We start from the raw sequence: 18535 nt of genomic DNA, 5'->3' as shown, positions 1-18535 counted from the left end.
AGCTTGCCTCGCGATCTTTTTAAAAGATCAAAAGATCGCGAGGCAAGCTCGCTCCTACAGTTGAATTGAGGCGTACTCGACATATGCATTTCGACCTGATTGATCTGCGCTTGTATTTGAATGTGGTGCAGGCGGGCAATATTACGGCGGGCGCCAACCTCAGCCATTTGTCGCTGGCCGCCGCGAGTGCGCGTATCCGTGCCATGGAGGCCGCGTTTGGGGTTGAGTGTTTGCAACGCAGCCGCCGAGGCGTCAGCCCGACACCGGCCGGGCAAGCCCTGGCGCAACATGCCCGGCTGTTGCTGCAACAGGTCGAACGCGTGCATCACGACATGGCCGAGTACGCCCAAGGCTTTAAAGGCCAGGTGCGCCTGCTGTGCAATACCGCCGCCATCACGGAGTATCTGCCGGAGTTGCTGGCCGATTTTGTGCACCAGCACCCGGCCATCAGTGTCGACCTGCAAGAACTCACCAGCCTGCGCATTACCCACGCCTTGCGCCAGAACGCCGCCGACATCGGCGTGGTGTCCAGCGCGGTGGACACCCACGACCTCTACACCCGGCCTTTTCGCGACGACCCGCTGGTGCTGGTGATCCCGCAGGACCATCCGCTGGCTCAAGAACCCGCGCTGACGTTTGCAGACACCTTGAGCCATGACTATGTCGGGCTGTCGGCCAATAGCGCGCTGGCGGTGTATCTGGAGGAGCAAGCGCTGCATGCGGGCACGCGCATGCAGGTGCGAATCCGCGCTGAAGGGTTTGACGGTGTGGTGCGCATGGTGGCCAGGGGCGCCGGGCTGGGCATTGTGCCCAAGGCCACGATTGAACGCTGGCAAGCGCCGCCCACGTTCAGCTTTTTGCCCCTGAGCGAGCCGTGGGCGGCGCGCAAACTGTTGCTGTGCACCCGTTCGTTTGAGCAATTACCGGCCTATGCCCGAGCCTTGTTTGAGGCGTTGTCGACGAATTAAATCTGTAAGAAATCTCCCAGAGACGCCTTCGCCTGTATGCCTGAATTTTTACCAAGAGTAATATCCCCGGCTTGCTGGCACCCAAGGCATCCGGGTGATGGCATCAACACACTGAATACACCAACCAACAGGGCAACCGATGGCTGACGCTAACTCCCCCCCGGTCACACTCAAACGCGGCTTGAAAAACCGCCATATTCAGCTGATTGCCTTGGGCGGCGCGATCGGTACGGGGCTGTTTCTGGGCTCGGCAGGCGTGCTCAAGTCGGCGGGACCGTCGATGATTCTCGGCTATGCGATTGCCGGTTTTATCGCCTTTCTGATCATGCGCCAGCTGGGCGAAATGATCGTTGAAGAGCCGGTGGCGGGTTCGTTCAGCCACTTTGCGCACAAGTATTGGGGCGGTTACGCGGGTTTCCTGGCGGGCTGGAACTACTGGGTGCTGTACGTATTGGTGGGCATGGCCGAACTGACGGCCGTGGGCAAATACATCCAGTTCTGGTGGCCCGAGGTGCCGACGTGGGTCAGCGCCGTGGTGTTCTTTGTGCTGGTCAACCTGATCAACACGCTGAACGTCAAAGTGTTCGGCGAGATGGAGTTCTGGTTCGCGATCATCAAGGTGGTGGCGATTCTCGGCATGATCGTGCTCGGTTGCTACCTGCTGTTCAGCGGCGCCGGTGGCCCGCAAGCGTCGATCAGTAACCTGTGGAGCCACGGCGGGTTCTTCCCCAATGGCGGCACCGGGCTGCTGATGGCCATGGCGTTCATCATGTTCTCCTTTGGCGGTCTGGAGCTGGTGGGCATCACCGCAGCAGAAGCCAGCGAGCCGAAAAAAGTAATCCCCAAGGCCATCAACCAGGTGGTGTACCGGATTCTGATTTTCTACGTGGGCGCACTCACCGTGCTGTTGGCGCTGTACCCGTGGGACCAGTTGCTGGTCACGCTGGGCGCCGGTGGCGATGCCTACGGCAGCAGCCCGTTTGTGCAGATTTTTGCGTTGATCGGCAGCGACACCGCCGCGCAGATCCTTAACTTTGTGGTACTGACCGCCGCGCTGTCGGTGTACAACAGTGGCGTGTACTGCAACAGCCGCATGCTGTTTGGCCTGGCCGAACAAGGTGATGCGCCGAAAGCACTGATGAAGCTGACCAAAAATGGCGTGCCATTGCGGGCGCTGGGCGTCTCGGCGCTGGTGACGTTGTTGTGTGTGGTGGTGAACTACGTGGCGCCGCACAAAGCGCTGGAGCTGCTGTTTGCACTGGTTGTTGCCTCGCTGATGATCAACTGGGCGCTGATCAGCCTCACGCACATCAAGTTTCGCAAGGCGATGGCCCAGCGCGGCGTGGAGCCTGGCTTCAAAGCGTTCTGGTCGCCGTTCAGCAACATGCTGTGCCTGGCGTTCATGGCGGTGATCGTCTCGGTGATCTGGATGATCCCCGACGTTCGCCCTTCGGTGTATGCGATGCCGGTGTGGTTGCTGATCATTTACGTGTTCTACCGCGTGCGCCTGCGCATGGGCAAGGCGCTGGTTAACCGCCACTAACCCCCAACGCGCAACTGAAAAGCCCCGGCACTTACCTTCAAGTGCCGGGGCTTTTGCGTATCTGGGGGTGCGTATTCGGGCCGCTGAGTGTCGGAACCAGGCATCTGCCCACGCGTAAGGCCCGTTAGGGTGGGTTTTGTGTCTCACACCCTCAACGGAGTTCTTATGTCTGCGCCGATTACCGTACTTCGCGACACGCATCCTTTGCCCGTACTGGATGCCTGCAAATGGGAAAAGCTCGAAGGCGACCCGCATACCGTCAACCTCAACGCCTACACCAGCGAGGACGGCAACAAAATCATGGGCACGTGGATCTGCACGCCCGGCAAGTGGTACGTGGAGTATGTGAAGTGGGAGTACTGCGATTTCCGTGAAGGCTATTGCATCATCACCCCGGAGGGCAAAGAGCCGATCCATCTGCGGGCCGGTGACATTTTTATAATTGAGCCGGGGATGAAAGGCACGTGGGAAGTGGTTGAAACCGTGCGCAAGTATTTCGTTTTTGCCTGATCGCATCCGGTAAAACCCAGGGAATCCGCCCGACGCGGATTCCCTGGAAAACCCTATTAGGGTTTGCGGTAGCCGTTGATGATGGCCGAGAAGTCTTTGCCGCCCTCTCCGCGCAAGCTCATGGCTTGATACAACTGTTGCGCCACAGCGCCCAGCACCACCGGCTGATGGGCCTGACGCGCGGCCTCAGTGGCCAGCCCCAGATCCTTGAGCATCAGTTCGGCACCAAAACCACCGGTGTAACCGCGTGATGCCGGGGCCGTCTCAACAATGCCCGGCCACGGGTTGTACACCTCGGAACTCCAGCAGCGCCCGGTAGAGCTGTTGATCACCCCCGCCAGTACTTGGCTGTCGATGCCCAATGCCGCGCCCAACGCCATGGCTTCGCTGACCGCGATCATCGAGATCCCAAGCACCAGGTTGTTGCAGATCTTGGCCACTTGGCCGGTGCCCACTTCTCCACAATGGACGATGTTGCGGCCCATCTGCGACAGCACCGGGTGCAAGGTGTCGAACAACGCTTTGTTGGCGCCGACCATAAAGGTCAGGGTGCCCGCTTGCGCGCCGCCGGTGCCGCCGGACACCGGGGCATCCGCCATGTGCACGCCCTGCTTGGCGGCTGCGGCGGCAACGTCGCGCACGGTTTGCGGGTCGATGGTGCTGCAATCCACCGCAGGCACGCCTTCGGTGATACCGGCCAACACACCGTCTTCACCCAGCCACACGCTGCGTACATGGGCCGCCGCTGGCAGCATGGTAATCACCAACTCAGCGCCCTGAGCGGCTTCACGCGGCGAGGCGCTGATGTGCCCCCCTTGCGCCGCCAGTTCGGCGAGGATGTCTTTGTTGAGGTCAAACAGGTTCAACGAATGCCCGGCCTTGAGCAGGTTGCGGGCCATGGGCGCGCCCATGTTGCCGAGGCCAATAAATGCGATGTTCATGGTCGTGTCCTCAACGAAGATTGATGGTGGTGTTGACGCCATCATTCACGCTGTCATCGTCGAACCAGCGGCTGGTGACCGTCTTGGTTTGAGTATAGAACTGCACCACTTGCTTGCCGTACGGGCCCAGATCGCCGAGTTTGGAGCCGCGCGAGCCGGTGAAGCTGAAGATCGGCACCGGCACCGGGATCGGGATGTTGATGCCGACCTGGCCCACGTCAATTTCGCTCTGGAACTTGCGCGCCGCCGCACCGCTTTGGGTAAACAGGCCGGTGCCGTTGCCGAACGGGTTGGCGTTGACCAGAGCAATGGCCTGGTCGAGGGTATCGACTTCGAGCACCACCAGTACCGGGCCAAAGATCTCCTGGGTGTAGATTTGCATGTCGGTGGTCACGCCCGAGAACAGAGTCGGCCCGACAAAGTTGCCGTCTTCAAAACCAGGCACGCTGATGTTGCGACCATCGAGTTCCAGTACCGCGCCTTCTTTGACCCCGCTTTCGATCAGCCCCAGGATGCGCTCTTTCGCACGTTTGGAAATTACCGGGCCGACATCCGTACCCGGCTCGCTGCCCGCGTTGACCTTGAGGTTTTGCGCCAGCGCTTTGAGGTCCGGCAGCCATTGTTTGGCCGCACCCACCAGCACCACCACCGAGGTGGCCATGCAGCGTTGACCGGCCGCACCAAAACCAGCGCCGACCAGTGCATTGAGGGTTTGCTGGCGGTTGGCGTCAGGCAGTACCACGGCGTGGTTTTTCGCGCCCATCATCGACTGCACACGCTTGCCGTGCTTACCGGCCAGGTCATAAACGTGAGTGCCGACGGCGGTTGAACCGACAAACGACACGGCCTTGATGTCGGTGTGGGTGCAGAGCGCGTCCACCACCGCTTTGCCGCCGTGCACCACGTTGAGCACACCCGGTGGCACGCCCGCTTCCAGCGCCAGCTCGACCAGCATCAGGGTCGACAGCGGGTCTTGCTCGGAAGGCTTGAGAACAAAAGTGTTACCGCAGGCAATCGCCATCGGGAACATCCACAGCGGGATCATGGCCGGGAAGTTGAAAGGGGTAATGCCTGCACACACGCCGATAGGTTGGCGCAGGGTGTAGGTATCGACGCCGCCTGCCACGTTTTCTGCGAATTCGCCCATTTGTAAGGTGCCGATGGAGCACGCGTGTTCGACCACTTCCAGGCCGCGGAAAATATCGCCCTCGGCGTCGGCAATGGTTTTGCCTTGTTCAGCACTGAGGACGGTGGCGATGCGTTTGGAGTGTTCGCGGATCAGCGCCTGCAACTTGAGCATGATGCGCATCCGCGCACCGATGGGCGTGAGCTTCCAGGTCTGGAAAGCGCGTTGCGCGGCTGCAATGGCGGCGTTGACTTCATCGGGGGTGGCAAACGGGACTTTGGCCAGCACTTGCTGGGTGGCCGGATTAACGATGTCGTGCCACTCGGTGGTCTGCGACTCGACCCATTCGCCATCAATCAGCAGGCGGGCATTTTGGTACGGGGTGGTAGAAACGTTCATGGAAGTCTCCGAATTTATTTTTATGAGCCCGTAAACGACAGGGGCGGGCGTCCAGATTGGTCGCAGGACTGTTTTTGGAGTATAGGTGTGCGTTCTTCTAATAAGAACGCACATAAAAGCCGGTCAAACATGCAAAAAAACATCACATCGTTAAGCGCATTGAACTGGGACGACCTGAAGTTTTTTCTCGAGGTAACCCGAACCCGCAAGGCCAGCAGCGCGGCCAAGCGCCTGGCCGTGGACTACACGACGGTGTCGCGGCGCATCAGTTCGCTGGAAGCCGCCCTGGGCACGTTGCTGTTCGAAAAGTCGCGCACCAATGGCTTTACGCTGACCAGCGAAGGCCAGCGTTTGCTGGGTTATGCCGAGTCTATTGAAAGCACGCTGCACATGGCCTGCGAGCAAGTGTCCGGCTCTGGCGTGGCGTTATCGGGGCACGTGCGCATGGGCTGCACCGAGGGTTTCGGGAGCTTTTTCATCACCCCGCAACTCAGCCATTTTGTCGACACCTACCCGGCCATCTCGGTGGATATCCTGCCGCTGCCGCACTTCATCAGCCTGTCCAAGCGTGAAGCGGATATCGTGATTGCGCTGGAGCGCCCGGAACACGGGCCTTATGTGTGCTGCAAACTGTGCGACTACCGTTTGCAGTTGTACGCCACCCAGGACTACCTGGACCAGCACCCACCCATTCGCCGGGCTGGCGACTTGGCCGAGCATCCGTTTATCAGCTACGTCGACGACTTGGCGTTCAGTTCCGAGTTGCTGTACCTGGCCAACGTACTGCCTGGCGCCAGCGCTAACTTGCGCAGCACCAGCGTGATCGCGCAGTACGTGGCGGCGCAGCAAGGGCGCTCGCTGGCGATTTTGCCGTGCTTTCTGGCGGCACAAGACCCGCGTTTATTGCCGGTGCTGCCCGATGAAATCAACCTGACACGGCAGTTCTGGATGTACTGCCGCGAGGATCTGCGCAAGTTGAAACGGATTACGCTGCTGTGGGATTACATCCGCAACGTGACGGAGCTGAATGCTCCGCTGCTGCTTGGGGAGACGCGGGCGTTGAGGTTTGCGGAGTCTTGACTGGCTCTTGATTTAAAAGCCCTCCCTCACCCTAGCCCTCTCCCGAAGGAGAGGGAACCGATTGGGGGATGCTGTCGATTATCGGTGGCCTGTTGCTGTCGTAGACGGGTGTTCCAACGGGGGGCTAGTCGGCAATGACGATGATCGAGACACGGCGGTTTTCGGTGCGCCCGGCGCGGGTTTTGTTGGAGGCCACAGGGGCGCTGCTGCCCAATCCACGGGTCTGGATGTTTTCAGGCTGCATGCCGACTTTGGTCAGTGCCTTGACCACGCTGCTGGCACGGCGCACTGACAGTTGTTGGTTGTAGGACTCTTGCCCCGAAGAGTCAGTGTGCCCGTCTACCCGCGCGCGCGGGATGTCGGCGCCCAGCAAAGCACGGCCAATGCGCTCAACGACTTGCTGGCTTTGCGGGTTGAGGGCATCCAGGTCACTGCCAAACAGCACCTTGCCCGACAGGTCAAACGCCCAGCCTTCGTCGGTCAGTTGGAAACCTTGTTCCTTCAACACGGCGATCTGCGCGGCGCTCAGGCCTTTTTGCGGGGCGGCGGTCTGGCAGCCGGTCAAGACCAGCACGGCCATTAACCAGACAACGCCGAACAGTTGTTGGTAGCGACGAGTGACTGTATGCATGGGGGGTTAAGCTCCTGGTAATAGCGGGGTTGGCGAGTACTCCGACTCGGCAAGATGTTGTCCGCCCCGGGCGAGGCGTTTGGCTTGGTACATCGCCGCATCCGCTGCGCAGAGCAGCAAGTCCGGGGTTGCACCGTGTTCGGGATAAACGGCGATGCCGATGCTGAGCGAGGTCACGATGCTGATGTGACCGGGCAACTCGACCGGCTCCTGCATGCTGGCGATGATCTTGTCGGCGATGCGCTGGGCGTCTTCAACGTGATACAGCGGCGCCAGGAGGATGGCGAATTCGTCACCGCCAAAACGCGCGACCACGTCGTTTTCGCGCAATTGCGCACGCACGCGGGTGGCCACGGCGACCAGAACGGCATCACCGGCGGCATGGCCGTAGGTGTCGTTGATATCTTTGAAGCGGTCACTGTCGAGGAACAGTACAGCGACTTTTTCGTGGGCCGGGTTGGTCGAGCGCAAGGTTCTCGCCAGCCGCGCAGCAAAGTAGGCGCGATTGGGCAGGTTGGTGAGCGAGTCATGGCTGGCCTGATGCGCCAGCGCCTGGTTTTCGCTTTTCAGGTGGCTTTGCCAAGACTCCAACTCGTCCAGCAATGCATTGAAGTCATTGCCCAGGCTGTCCATTTCAGCAATCTGCGCAGAGGGCACGCGGCGGTCGAAGGTCCGCTCACTGCGCGCTGCGTGGGCCACTTCGGCCAGTTTGTGTAAAGGCCCGGTGATGCCATTGAGCAAGCGCCGCGACAAGTACAGGGCACTCCAGGCGCTGAGTGCGGTGCAGACGATGACGCCAAACAATCCACTGAGCAAAAAGCGCAACAGATTGGCACCGTGCCCACTGACGATGACCACCCCCACCTGCTTGCCCTGATGCTCAATCGGCACGCTGATCGGCTGTTCAAGCAAACCATTGGCCAACAACATTTCGACTCGCGACAGAAAGCCGCTTTCCGGGCGGCGCCAGTAGGCCAGCAACTCACCGTCGACGGTGTAGATTTTGGCTTCGTCTACAGCTTCTGTGGACGCAATCAAGGCCAGCGCTTCGGACGCAGCCGTTTTGTCATCAAACACCACGGCGGCCTCGACGGTGTAGTTGATGGCCCGCGCAATCAAATGCAGGTTGTGGTCGGCGTACACCTTGAGCGCAAGGATGCCCAGCAGCGTCAATGAAAGGCTGGCCAGCACCACGGCGACCAACGCCACGCTCAAATGCCCGCGACGCAGCACCGAGCGCAGTCTGCGACGATTACGGGAACGCTTGATCAGGCTCATGGCTGCGCGACCCGGCGGCGTGACAGTTGCAGCACGCTGGGATGAATGCGCACGCCGCTCCGGGCAACCGAGTCGAGGTTCACTTCAAACGCCACTTGATCATCACGCACGTTCAGGCAAAACAAACTGCCAACCGTGCACTGGCTGACCTCTTCACTGATGCTCAGCACAGCTTGGCCAGCTAGGATGTCGAACACATACGTGCGCTCGTCTGTGCTTAATTTGCCCAGATAGACGGCGTTACAGGCGGTGGCAATTGCCGGATTATTCACCAGCAAACGAGCGACATGGACCGGCCTGCCGCTGGATTGAGTCGTACCTTTGAGTAAGTCGTCGGTGTATTCGGTAGGACCGATCACGCACAGTTCCAACTGGGCGGGCTCGGCAGGCCAACGCGCATAACTGAGGATGCCGAGCACCACTTGGGTCACAGCTTTGGCGCGCTGATCCGCCAGATTAACGGAAGCGTCAGGCTGGGCCAGGCAGGGAGTGCTGAACAGCAACAGGCAAAGAGACAGGCATCGCAGCCAACCTCCAAAACGCTGCTCTGTCGATGAGGCAGCCACATCCATGCAGGAAATCTCTGTATTCATTCCAGGAATAATGTCGAAACGATACCACAGCCCGTCCAGGGGCTGTGATACCGGTCGCCTTATTGCCGGCTCAGTTCGTCCCTTTTCAGGGCGCTCACCCCAAGCCCAACATCAGGCCACTCAGGCGTTTGACCTTGCGCTGCACAGCCTCTTCGAAGACCCCGGCACGAGGTTCAACCAGGCTGAACCAGTGTTTGGCACGGGTGATCCCGGTGTAGATCAGCTCCTTGGTCAGCACGGGGTTAAGCGCTTCCGGCAGTACCAGCGCGGTGTGCGAAAACTCAGAGCCTTGGGATTTGTGCACGGTCATGGCGTACACAGTTTCCACATCATTCAGACGGCTTGGCAGCACAAAGCGGATGCCGCCCTGCCCGTCATTACGGGCAAAGGCCACACGCAAGACGTGGCGTTGGCTCTGGCCGTCCTGCTCGGGCAGTTTGAGGGCAATACCAATGTCGCCGTTCATCAGCCCCAGGCCATAGTCGTTACGGGTCATCAGCACCGGCCGCCCCTCGTACCAATGCTGGTCGCTGTCAATCAGCTTGCGGGCGAACAAGGCTCGGGTAATTCGCTCATTCAGGCCTTCAACCCCCCACGGACCTTTGCGCACGGCGCACAGCACCTGAAACGCTTCGAAGGCTTCCAGCACTTTGCCGGCCCACGCGGCCCAGCAGGGGTCTTCAAGGCCCGCCGCCGCGAGCGGACGCTGATCGCGCAGAACCTCAAGATAATGCCGATAGCCTTTGGCTTCTGCCCCTCGGCCCTCCAGCGCCAGACGCTCGAAGGCCCGGTCTTGCTCGCCCTTGAGCGCCAAGGCGAAGAGGTCGGGGTAGGTACCCGCCGTCAACAGCGCCCGAGCTTCTTGCGGCAGTTGCTGGTTGACCCGGCGCGACAGTTGGCCGATGCCGCTGCCTTCACCAAAGCGCCGCGAATGGCGCAGCATGACCACTTGCTGAGCCAGCGGGTGGGTGCCGTCGAGGTCTTGTTGCAAACCGCTGGCGGCAAGGTTTTCGCCGCTGACCGCCTCCAGCCATTGACGGGTGTGCGGGGTGTACCAGCCCGCTTCGGCATCGCGGCACAGATCGCCCAATACCGCACCCGCCTCGACCGAGGCCAACTGGTCCTTGTCACCCAGCAGCACCAGCCGGGCATGTTCGGGCAATGCGTCCAGCAGGTTGGCCATCATTTCAAGGTCGATCATCGAGGCCTCATCGACGACCAAGACGTCCAGCGGCAGGCGATTGCCAGCGTGATGCCGAAAATGCCGCGTACCGGGGCGGCTGCCCAGCAAGCGGTGAACAGTGGTGACATCACTGGGGATTTTTTGCCGAACCTTGTCGTCCACTTCCAACGATTTAACTTGCAGGCTGATGGACTCGGTCAAGCGCGCAGCCGCTTTGCCCGTGGGCGCCGCCAGACGAATCCGCAAGGGAGCGCCCGCTTCAACCGCCGGGGCCTGAAGCAGCGCCAGTAAACGCACCACAGTGGTGGTTTTGCCGGTGCCCGGGCCGCCCGTGACGATGCTGAAGGCACTGCGTGTGGCCAACGCGCAGGCCAGCTTTTGCCAGTCAATCGGCGCATTGCCCTGCGCAGCACCGAAAAGCCCGTTCAGCCGCGCAGGCAAATCGGCCGGCGTGGGTTCGGAAGATGAAAGACGCTGGCGCAATGCGCTGTCGATTCGTCGCTCATAGGCCCAATAGCGGCGTAGGTACAGGCGGCGTTCGCAGAGCACCAAAGGGCGGCTCGACGAGTCGGCCGATGGCTCGCCCGCCTGCTCAACCAACGCGCTGTTCTGTAGGGCTTTGCACCAAGTATCGCCATCCAGCGCCTCAAGCAGTTGCGAGGGCAACAACATGGCACCGGTTTGCGGGTCGCCTTCGGGCGGCAATGACAGCGCGAAGTCCGGTTGTTTAAGGGTTTCAAACAGGTCGAGGCAGACGTGGCCGTGGCCCAACTGGTGACTGGTCAGGGCCGCGGCCAACAACACCAATGGGTCGCCCTGCGGGTCGCGTTCATGCACAAACGCAACAAAGGCTTTGTCCAGTGCGCGCAGCCAGCCGCGCTCAACCCAACGCTCAAGCAACAGCAGCAAATCGGCGGCGTGTTTCAAGGGCTGAAGTTGGGCCAGGCTTTCGGCCGTTAATGGCGTGGGCAACAGTTCGGCAAACGAACGACTCATAACAACACTCCCTGTTCCCACGCCGGTTCAGCGGGTTTGAGCTGCGGTTTGCCCTGGAACAGCAAGTCCAGGCTTTCGATCAATTGTTTAGGCGGTCTGGTAAAAAACACCCCTTGGCTTTGCGAGCGCGTGCCACGTAAGAACAGGTACAGCGCGCCGCCCATGTGCTGGTCGTAGTTGTAATCCGCCAAGCGGGCCTTGAGTTGACGGTGCAGGGCCAGCAGGTACAAGACGTATTGCAGGTCGTAGCGGTTGTCCAGAATCGAGATGTTCATCGCCTGTTCGGTGTAGGCCGAATCGTCGGCACCCAGCCAATTGGATTTGTAGTCCGCCACGTAGTACCGGCCTTCGTGTTCGAATGTCAGGTCAATAAAGCCTTTGAACATGCCATTGAGCAGGCTCGGCTCAGCAGCCGCTCGCGCCGCACCGCCGTGGGTGTGTTCGCGCACTAGCTGGTCCAGTTGCAAGACATCAACTTTGTGGCTGGCGAACCAGAATTCCATTTCGATTTGATACTGGTTCAGTTCACTCAGTATTACAGCAGGCTGGCCGTTATTCAGACGCAATGGCTCATGCTGCAGATGCTGCAACCAGTCGCTCAGGGTGTCGATCCAGCCTTGCCAGCCGCGTCGGTTACAGCGCCGGGCTACGGCGTCTTTGACGGTGTCGGCATCGGCGTTGAAGCCTTCACTGCCCGCCCACTCCAGCAAGCCGTGGAGGAAGGTCCCGGGATTCGGCCCACGCGGGAATCGGTGGATATCGCCACCGCTGAGCAACACATCACGCGGTGCGTCCGGGTCCAGTCGTTCATCGTCCGAGAGCTTTTGCGCCAGGGCGCTCTCAGGGGCTTCGGCAGGGCTGAGGCTGTCACCAATGCGCAATGCGCTGTAGGACGCAATCCACCAGTTTTCTGCCGCACGGCGCGTCGGCACCAAGGGTTTGAGCAAGGTAGCCTGATTGAGCGGTGGGTAAAAGCGGTCATCATTGACGGCTGGAACGGGGCCGTACTGGATCGCCGCGCAGTCTTGCTGCAAGTCCGCCAGCCAGCGTTCCAAAGCCGTGGACTCAGCCAGCAGCGCACCGCCACCTAGCAGGTAGCCCAAAGCCGAAAGGTGCAGGACCGAACGGTTGTTGTTGCCGCGTTTGAGATCGGCAACGCCCAGCCAGCAGGCATACTCGGCACGCGTCAGTGCCACGTAGAGCAGGCGTAAGTCTTCGGCCAGACGCTCGTCATCCGCTTGAGTGATCAACTCGGGCGTCGGCTTCAGGCTGACGTGAGCGTTGCCCTGTGCATCGTGGTAATGCAGTGGCAAACGGCTGCCATCCACAGGTTTGGTCGAGCAGATAAACGGCAAAAATACCAAGGGGTATTGCAGACCTTTAGATTTGTGGATGGTCACCACTTTGACCAACTGTTCATCGCTTTCAAGGCGCAGGATTTGTTCTTCGCCCGCTTGCCCGGACAAGGCCAGGTGTTCGGCCAAATGCCGGATCAATGCTTGCTCACCATCCAGTTCCGCAGCGGCTTGTTGCAACAGTTCCGACAGGTGCAACAGGTTGGTCAGCACGCGTTCACCGTCCGGGCGGGCGATCAAGGCCTGAGGTAATTCAAAGTCATGCAACAGGCGGCGCAACATGGCGAGTACACCCTGCTTGCGCCAGATTTCGCGGTAGCCACGGAACTGCATGACGCGCCGCTCCCAGGCCAGTTCGTCCTGGTTCAGGCGTTCGAGTTCAATCAGCGGCAAGTCCAGGGTGATGCAGGCGAGAGCGGCGCGTAGCGGGCGCTCAACGTCCGGCTCGGCGCAGGCTTTGAGCCAGGCCAAGACATCGTGGGCTTCTTGCGCGGCATAGACCGAATCCTTATCCGACAGGTAAACGCTGCGTACACCCCGTGCTGATAACTCTCGCCGTACGGCCTGAGCTTCCTTACCGTCGCGGACCAAAATGGCAATGTCAGCGGGCAATAGACCTTTTAAGGGCTGGCCTTCTCTTGCGAAGCCACAGCGACCTTGTTGCCCGCCATTGAGCAACTCGACAATTTGGCTGGCGCAAACCGCCGCTAATTGCTGGCGATACACGACGCCCGAGACGGGCTGCTCGGAAGGCAATTGCCAAAATGTTAAAGGCGTGATGGGCTGGCCATCCAGTTGCAACGTGTCTTTGCGCCCCGAGGATTTAACCGGAGCAAAAGGCACCGGGTTTTCAGCGCCGTCACGGAACAAAAAAGCGCCGCGCCCGGTGTCTCGCTGCTCGGCCCGCTCAAAGACCAGGTTGACCGCTTCGACCATGGCATGACTGGAGCGAAAGTTGGTGTCCAGCGTATGCAGCCGGCCACTGGTGGCCTGACGGGCGCGCAAGTAGGTGTAGATGTCCGCGCCACGGAAGGCATAAATCGCCTGTTTGGGGTCGCCGATCAGGAACAAGCCCGCTTCCGGGGTGTTGTCTTCGATGCGGTAGATCGTTTCGAAGATGCGGTACTGCACCGGGTCGGTGTCCTGGAACTCATCGATCAACGCGACAGGGAATTGCTCGCGGATCAAGGTCGCCAATCGCTCACCGGCCTCAGCCTGCAGTGCGGCATCGAGCCTGAGCAGCATGTCATCAAAGCCCATCTCGGCACGGCGGCGCTTTTCTGCTTCAAAGCGTGCGCTCACCCAGCGGGCTGCGTGCTCCAGCACGGCAGCATCAGGGCTGGGCAATGCATCCAGCGCTGTTTTCAGCCCTGCCATGGCGTCCAGCCCAGGGTGATGAGGGGGTTCGCCCTTCCAGGCTTCGGCCATGCCGTCTGGTGTCAGGCGGGTAAAGCCGGTGCCCAGATCAAGTTGCTCTTGGGACTCGTCAGACGCCCACGCGCTGAGCTTTTCAAACCAGGGTTCGAAGTAACGCGCCTGCATTTTCCGACCGTCAACGGCTTTGGCGGCCACGCCTTGCAGGCAGATATCGCGTAGCTCTTGAGCCCATTGCAACCACGGGGTTTTGAGCTGTGACAGCGCCTGACGACGCTCTTGCAAGCAGGCTTCAATGATCTCAGCCGGGGTTTGTTCTGCATTTGCAGTAGGACGAGAGCTGCCAAACAAGGCGCGAACACGTGGCATTAAAGCGCCAGGGCCGCCCCAGTTAGCCCGTACCCAGTTCAGCGCGTCGCCGTGCATGGGGTAGCAGAACAGACGCCAGTAATCGCGCAGCACTTCGCCGAGCAAATCGCTATGGTCGGTTTCGAGGGTTTGGGTGAACAGGCTGCCACTGTCGAAGGCGTGCTCGCGCAGCATGCGTTGGCACCAACTGTGGATCGTTGAAACGGCAGCTTCATCCATCCATTGCGCAGCGATGTCGAGGCGGCCAGCGCAGGCGGCCCACTGCTCAGGCGGGAACTCGTCGCGCAGTTGTTCAACCAGCGCATCCGGGGCCTTGATTTCGTCACGGAAGAACCGCGCCGCTTCAGCGAGCCGAGTGCGGATGCGATCACGTAGCTCTTTGGTGGCGGCATCGGTGAAGGTCACTACCAAAATTTGCGGGGGCAATAACTCACGGCCAAACCCTGTCTCGGCGCCGCCATGGCCCAAGATCAGGCGCAGGTAGAGGGCCGAGATGGTGAAGGTTTTGCCGGTCCCGGCGCTGGCTTCGATCAGTTGGCTGCCACGTAGGGGAAAAGCCAGCGCTAAAGGTACTTTTTGCTCGCTCATTAGCGGGACTCCTCGCTGTTTAATGAGCGCCAAGGCGCATCAAAGAGTGGGCGATAGAGTGCATCGCACCAGTCTTCAAATTCACCGTCGGCCATCAATGCGGCGTAATCGGGGAATTGGCGCGCCAGTGCTGCACTTTCACGGCGCTCGCCGTCGCTGGTTTGACCGTCACCTTCGTAGGCTTTTTGCGCGGCGGCATCGGCCTTGGCCGGATCGCTTTGGGCCAGCCAGGCGAACGCCGTTTTTACTGCAACGGGCAGCGGACGGCCCATGCCGACCTTCCAGGCCATGAGTAAATTACCCAGAATATCGCGGGCCTGGTCGGGGCTTAGCGGGGCGAGCAGCAAGGTGTCATCACTGGCAACCAGGGCGGTAGACATGTCCAGGCCACTGGCGCAGGCCACCAAGTGATTGACCCATGAGCGCGTCAGACGATGCCATTTGCGCGTTTTAATCGCCCCAATGCTATTGGGAATCGTGGTGATAGACAGTAGGCCGTTGTCACTGCGTTGATGCAAATTGCTCAGCCACCCTTCCAGCATCAATCCGTGACCTTCAAAACTCACCGGCAGCGCGCTATTGAGCGGCGTTGGCCACAAAGCCAGAAGCTGTTGGTAGCGCTGCAAAACATCGGGGAGTGGCTCAATCAGTTCGTGTTGCAGGCACTCTCCGAAGCCTGCCATCGGTAACAAACCGCTGCCTTGCAAACGTCGGGCGCGGTGCTCTAAAGCCTGTTCCGGCTGATCTGGCTGAGCCAGGGCCGCTTCAAGCAGGCTGTCGCTGAGGGTGTAACGCTGCAGCGCGTCGAGCACGAAAGGTTCTTCATCTTCCAGTGGCACTTCAGCCGCTTCAAAAAACACTTTCAGACGCTGACTAAAGAAGTGGCGCACAGGGTTTCGCAAGAAGTCCTGCAACTGAGTGAGGTTCAAAGGCTCTTCCTGCTCGTGGGCCGCCAGTGTTCCGGGCAACAACGGGACCGTCTGTGGTTCGTGCAGTTGTTGCCATTCACGGGCATAGCTGAACAGGCGAGGATCACCTTCGTGAAAGTAACGCGTGCTGAAGGGTTGCAGCGGGTGCTCTTGGGTCATGGCCTCTAGCAGGTCATGACCTTCTTGAAGGTGCCAGCCACTGGCAAGGTGATCGCGCAATTGGCCAATCAAAACGCAGGCAGGACGCTCGCTGTTGTCGCGAATACTGCGCCCTACCCAACTGATATAAAGCTGCTCGCGGGCAGACAACAGCGCCTCAAGCAGTAGGTAACGGTCATCCTCACGGCGGGAACGATCGCCTGGGCGGTAGTCACTGCCCATCAAGTCGAAGTCCAGCGGCGGCTGCGCACGCGGGTAGTCACCATCATTCATGCCGAGCAGGCAGACGAGTTTGAAGGGGATCGCACGCATCGGCATAAGGGTGCAAAAGTTGACGGCCCCGGCGAGAAAGCGCTGAGACAGCTTGCCTTGATCAAGTCCGGCCAACCAGGCTTCACGTACCACGGTTAACGGTAATTCGTCTTGCAGGCCAACCAGCTCACAGGTTTCGAGCCAGGTCTCACGCAGTTCCTCGAGTTGGGCCAGCAAGTAGTCGTCGTGCTCGGTCTCGGCCAGGAAGAATAACTGCATTAACGCTTGCAGGCGCTCGCCCCATTGCTGCGGTAATGCCGGTTGCGACAGTTCTTGGTGGGCAATTTCCAGAGCATCAAGCAGGGCCACCAACGGGCCGATCAATACCGCATCCAGGCCGCCGATTTCATCGTAAGGCTCAATACCATCGCAGGCGTCACCACTGCCGACGGCATAACCCAGCAACATGCGGCGCAAGCCGAACCGCCAACTGTTTTGCTCCAGATCAGTCGGCAAACCGAGACCTGCACGCTGTTGCGCGTTGAGCCCCCAGCGAATGCCAGCGCCTTCGATCCAACGGTGCAACGTAGGTAAATCACGCTCTTGCACGTTGAAGCGGGCCCGCAAGGCCGGAACGTCCAGCAGATCAAGAATTTCGCTGACCGGGAAACGGCTGTCAGGCAACTTGAGCAGGTGCTCAATGGCAATCAGCAGCGGGTCACGGCCGCGCTGCCCTTGGTCGGCCAGGGTGTAGGGGATGAAGCGGCGGTCGTCGCGCTCGATCTGACCAAACACGGCGCGGATATGCGGAGCGTAGCTGTCGATATCCGGCACCATCACGATCACATCGCGCGGTTGCAGGTCCGGGTTGTCGCTAAATCGCTTGAGTAACTGGTCGTGAAGGATCTCGACTTCTCGTTGCGCACTGTGGGCAATGTGGAAGCGGATGGAGTGATCTGTTTCTAAATTGACAGCGGGCCACATTTCACGGGTTTCGTTGAGGGGGCGCAACTCAAGAATGTCGTCTTGCAGTTGATTGAGCAGGTTGCGTGGCTCGACTTCACTGAACAGGTCGATGCGGCCATCACGAAACGCACTGCGATAGCTGTTGGGATCGTCGTAGCTATCGAGCAAGTTGATGTAGTCGCGACCTTGTTTACCCCACGCGGCGAGCAATGGATGCGCGTGTTGATGCAGGATGTCGAGATCAAGCGCTGTGGGCATTCCGGCTTTTCGTGCTTGGCGTTTGTACTGATGGCGTAGCAGATCTTTGTCCGCGACGATGTCAGACCAATGGTGGCGACAAGGATTATGCACGCACAACAGGACTTGGCTAAAGCGTGCGAGTCCTGCCAAGGCTTCCAGCGCTTGTGCGGGCAGTGACGAAATGCCGAAAACGATCACCCGGGCAGGCAGGCCGGGCGGTGCTTGTTCGAGACTGTTTATCTTCTCGATAAAACGTTGGTGAACCCCGGCACGGCTTTGCGACATGCCCTCCTCGCCAACGTCGAGCAGCAAGGCTCGCCATAGTTCGGCTTGCCAGCAGTTGGCAGGGCTTAAGGCTGGGCTTTCACCTCGGGCATTGCGCAATTGATGGCGACCGGCGGCCCAGTCCTCCAGCCAGTCTGCGCGATAAACCTGATATTGGTCGAACAGATCGGCCAGGCGTTCTGACAGTTGATAGCGTTTACGCAGATCAGTGTCGTGGGTTAGAAAGCGCTGTAAAGGTTCGAAGTGCGGCTGATCGATAAGTGCCGGGAGCAAGCGCATAAGACGCCACGTCAGCGGCGCTTTATCGAGCAGCGATTTGGCGGGGATTTCCTCGCTGCCTAATACCATCCGATACAACTGCCACATGAAACTGCCGGGCAGTTGCACGTCCACTGCCGCCGCAATACCGCAGCCGCCCAGATCATCATCTTGAGCATCTTCGGCCAGAGCCAGCTTTAGCCATTGGGCGATACCGTTGCTCTGCACCAGAGCAATTTCGTTCTCCAGAGGCGCCAAGGGGTAGAGGCGCATCCAGCTCACCACCAGGCTGCGTAACTCATCAAGGCGGTTACCGTGGACCACCATAAAACCTGCATTGAGAGACGTAGTAACCGGCATGACGGCATCCTTAGGAGAAAGCAAAATCCAAAGGCGAACCTTAACATTGCTCGGGGGAATTGGCGCATTGCAAGCTGCAAGCTGCAAGCTGCAAGCTGCAAGCTGCAAGCTGCAAGCTGCAAGCTGCAAGCTGCAAGCTGCAAGCTGCAAGC

At 59.9% G+C, this 18535-nt stretch carries 12 protein-coding genes; 4 read left to right on the top strand and 8 right to left on the bottom strand.

The genetic code is table 11. The features are described from left to right. Window positions 1-83 precede the first annotated feature (83 nt). From AAEZ03_RS23825 to AAEZ03_RS23815, 3 genes are all read left to right on the top strand, one after another. On the top strand, window positions 84-968 hold the full coding sequence (locus AAEZ03_RS23825) for a LysR substrate-binding domain-containing protein (protein WP_350582007.1): 885 nt from the start codon (window positions 84-86) through the stop codon (window positions 966-968). 139 nt (window positions 969-1107) lie between these two features. Continuing rightward, window positions 1108-2511, top strand: a complete 1404-nt coding sequence (locus AAEZ03_RS23820; RefSeq protein WP_153335525.1) for an amino acid permease — start codon at window positions 1108-1110, stop codon at window positions 2509-2511. A gap of 165 nt (window positions 2512-2676) precedes the next feature. Next, window positions 2677-3021: a cupin domain-containing protein gene (locus tag AAEZ03_RS23815; RefSeq protein WP_350582004.1), complete on the top strand. Its 345-nt coding sequence runs from the start codon at window positions 2677-2679 to the stop codon at window positions 3019-3021. A 56-nt stretch (window positions 3022-3077) separates the two neighbouring features. On the opposite strand, the gene mmsB is transcribed toward AAEZ03_RS23815, so the two are convergent. Next, entirely contained in the window at window positions 3078-3962 is an 885-nt protein-coding gene (mmsB, locus tag AAEZ03_RS23810; protein WP_262126122.1) for a 3-hydroxyisobutyrate dehydrogenase, read from the bottom strand. Between the two features lie 10 nt (window positions 3963-3972). After that, on the bottom strand, window positions 3973-5487 hold the full coding sequence (locus tag AAEZ03_RS23805; RefSeq protein ID WP_153330090.1) for a CoA-acylating methylmalonate-semialdehyde dehydrogenase: 1515 nt from the start codon (window positions 5485-5487) through the stop codon (window positions 3973-3975). 129 nt (window positions 5488-5616) lie between these two features. Between AAEZ03_RS23805 and AAEZ03_RS23800 the strand changes: the two genes are divergently transcribed. After that, window positions 5617-6567 (top strand): LysR family transcriptional regulator, encoded by a 951-nt coding sequence (locus AAEZ03_RS23800; protein ID WP_350582001.1) that lies wholly within the window; start codon window positions 5617-5619, stop codon window positions 6565-6567. A gap of 124 nt (window positions 6568-6691) precedes the next feature. Here AAEZ03_RS23800 and yfiB read toward each other — a convergent pair whose 3' ends face one another. The 6 genes from yfiB to recC all read right to left on the bottom strand — a co-directional run bounded on the left by yfiB (window position 6692) and on the right by recC (window position 18383). Continuing rightward, window positions 6692-7198 (bottom strand): outer membrane lipoprotein YfiB, encoded by a 507-nt coding sequence (gene yfiB / locus AAEZ03_RS23795; protein ID WP_350581998.1) that lies wholly within the window; start codon window positions 7196-7198, stop codon window positions 6692-6694. Between the two features lie 6 nt (window positions 7199-7204). Further along, window positions 7205-8476 (bottom strand): diguanylate cyclase DgcN/YfiN, encoded by a 1272-nt coding sequence (gene dgcN / locus AAEZ03_RS23790; RefSeq protein ID WP_350581995.1) that lies wholly within the window; start codon window positions 8474-8476, stop codon window positions 7205-7207. Then, window positions 8473-9048 (bottom strand): regulatory sequestration protein YfiR, encoded by a 576-nt coding sequence (gene yfiR / locus AAEZ03_RS23785; protein WP_350581993.1) that lies wholly within the window; start codon window positions 9046-9048, stop codon window positions 8473-8475. Before yfiR ends, dgcN begins: the two co-directional genes overlap by 4 nt. A gap of 115 nt (window positions 9049-9163) precedes the next feature. Then, window positions 9164-11248 (bottom strand): exodeoxyribonuclease V subunit alpha, encoded by a 2085-nt coding sequence (gene recD / locus AAEZ03_RS23780; RefSeq protein ID WP_350581990.1) that lies wholly within the window; start codon window positions 11246-11248, stop codon window positions 9164-9166. Further along, window positions 11245-14934 (bottom strand): exodeoxyribonuclease V subunit beta, encoded by a 3690-nt coding sequence (gene recB, locus AAEZ03_RS23775; RefSeq protein WP_350581987.1) that lies wholly within the window; start codon window positions 14932-14934, stop codon window positions 11245-11247. Before recB ends, recD begins: the two co-directional genes overlap by 4 nt. Further along, on the bottom strand, window positions 14934-18383 hold the full coding sequence (gene recC, locus AAEZ03_RS23770; RefSeq protein ID WP_350581984.1) for an exodeoxyribonuclease V subunit gamma: 3450 nt from the start codon (window positions 18381-18383) through the stop codon (window positions 14934-14936). Before recC ends, recB begins: the two co-directional genes overlap by 1 nt. Window positions 18384-18535: the final 152 nt, after the last annotated feature.

Source organism: Pseudomonas sp. HY2-MNA-CIBAN-0224, assembly GCF_040310285.1.
In the GTDB taxonomy this organism is placed as follows: Bacteria; Pseudomonadota; Gammaproteobacteria; order Pseudomonadales; family Pseudomonadaceae; genus Aquipseudomonas; species Aquipseudomonas helleri.
The sequence above is the reverse complement of the archived record's forward strand: the minus strand, read 5'-3'. Positions and strand labels throughout refer to the sequence as shown.

Coding starts and splice junctions, on each gene's coding strand:
- AAEZ03_RS23825 (WP_350582007.1), top strand. CDS start 84: ATGCATTTCGACCTGATTGATCTGCGCTTGTATTTGAATGTGGTGCAG.
- AAEZ03_RS23820 (WP_153335525.1), top strand. CDS start 1,108: ATGGCTGACGCTAACTCCCCCCCGGTCACACTCAAACGCGGCTTGAAA.
- AAEZ03_RS23815 (WP_350582004.1), top strand. CDS start 2,677: ATGTCTGCGCCGATTACCGTACTTCGCGACACGCATCCTTTGCCCGTA.
- mmsB (WP_262126122.1), bottom strand. CDS start 3,962: ATGAACATCGCATTTATTGGCCTCGGCAACATGGGCGCGCCCATGGCC.
- AAEZ03_RS23805 (WP_153330090.1), bottom strand. CDS start 5,487: ATGAACGTTTCTACCACCCCGTACCAAAATGCCCGCCTGCTGATTGAT.
- AAEZ03_RS23800 (WP_350582001.1), top strand. CDS start 5,617: ATGCAAAAAAACATCACATCGTTAAGCGCATTGAACTGGGACGACCTG.
- yfiB (WP_350581998.1), bottom strand. CDS start 7,198: ATGCATACAGTCACTCGTCGCTACCAACAACTGTTCGGCGTTGTCTGG.
- dgcN (WP_350581995.1), bottom strand. CDS start 8,476: ATGAGCCTGATCAAGCGTTCCCGTAATCGTCGCAGACTGCGCTCGGTG.
- yfiR (WP_350581993.1), bottom strand. CDS start 9,048: ATGGATGTGGCTGCCTCATCGACAGAGCAGCGTTTTGGAGGTTGGCTG.
- recD (WP_350581990.1), bottom strand. CDS start 11,248: ATGAGTCGTTCGTTTGCCGAACTGTTGCCCACGCCATTAACGGCCGAA.
- recB (WP_350581987.1), bottom strand. CDS start 14,934: ATGAGCGAGCAAAAAGTACCTTTAGCGCTGGCTTTTCCCCTACGTGGC.
- recC (WP_350581984.1), bottom strand. CDS start 18,383: ATGCCGGTTACTACGTCTCTCAATGCAGGTTTTATGGTGGTCCACGGT.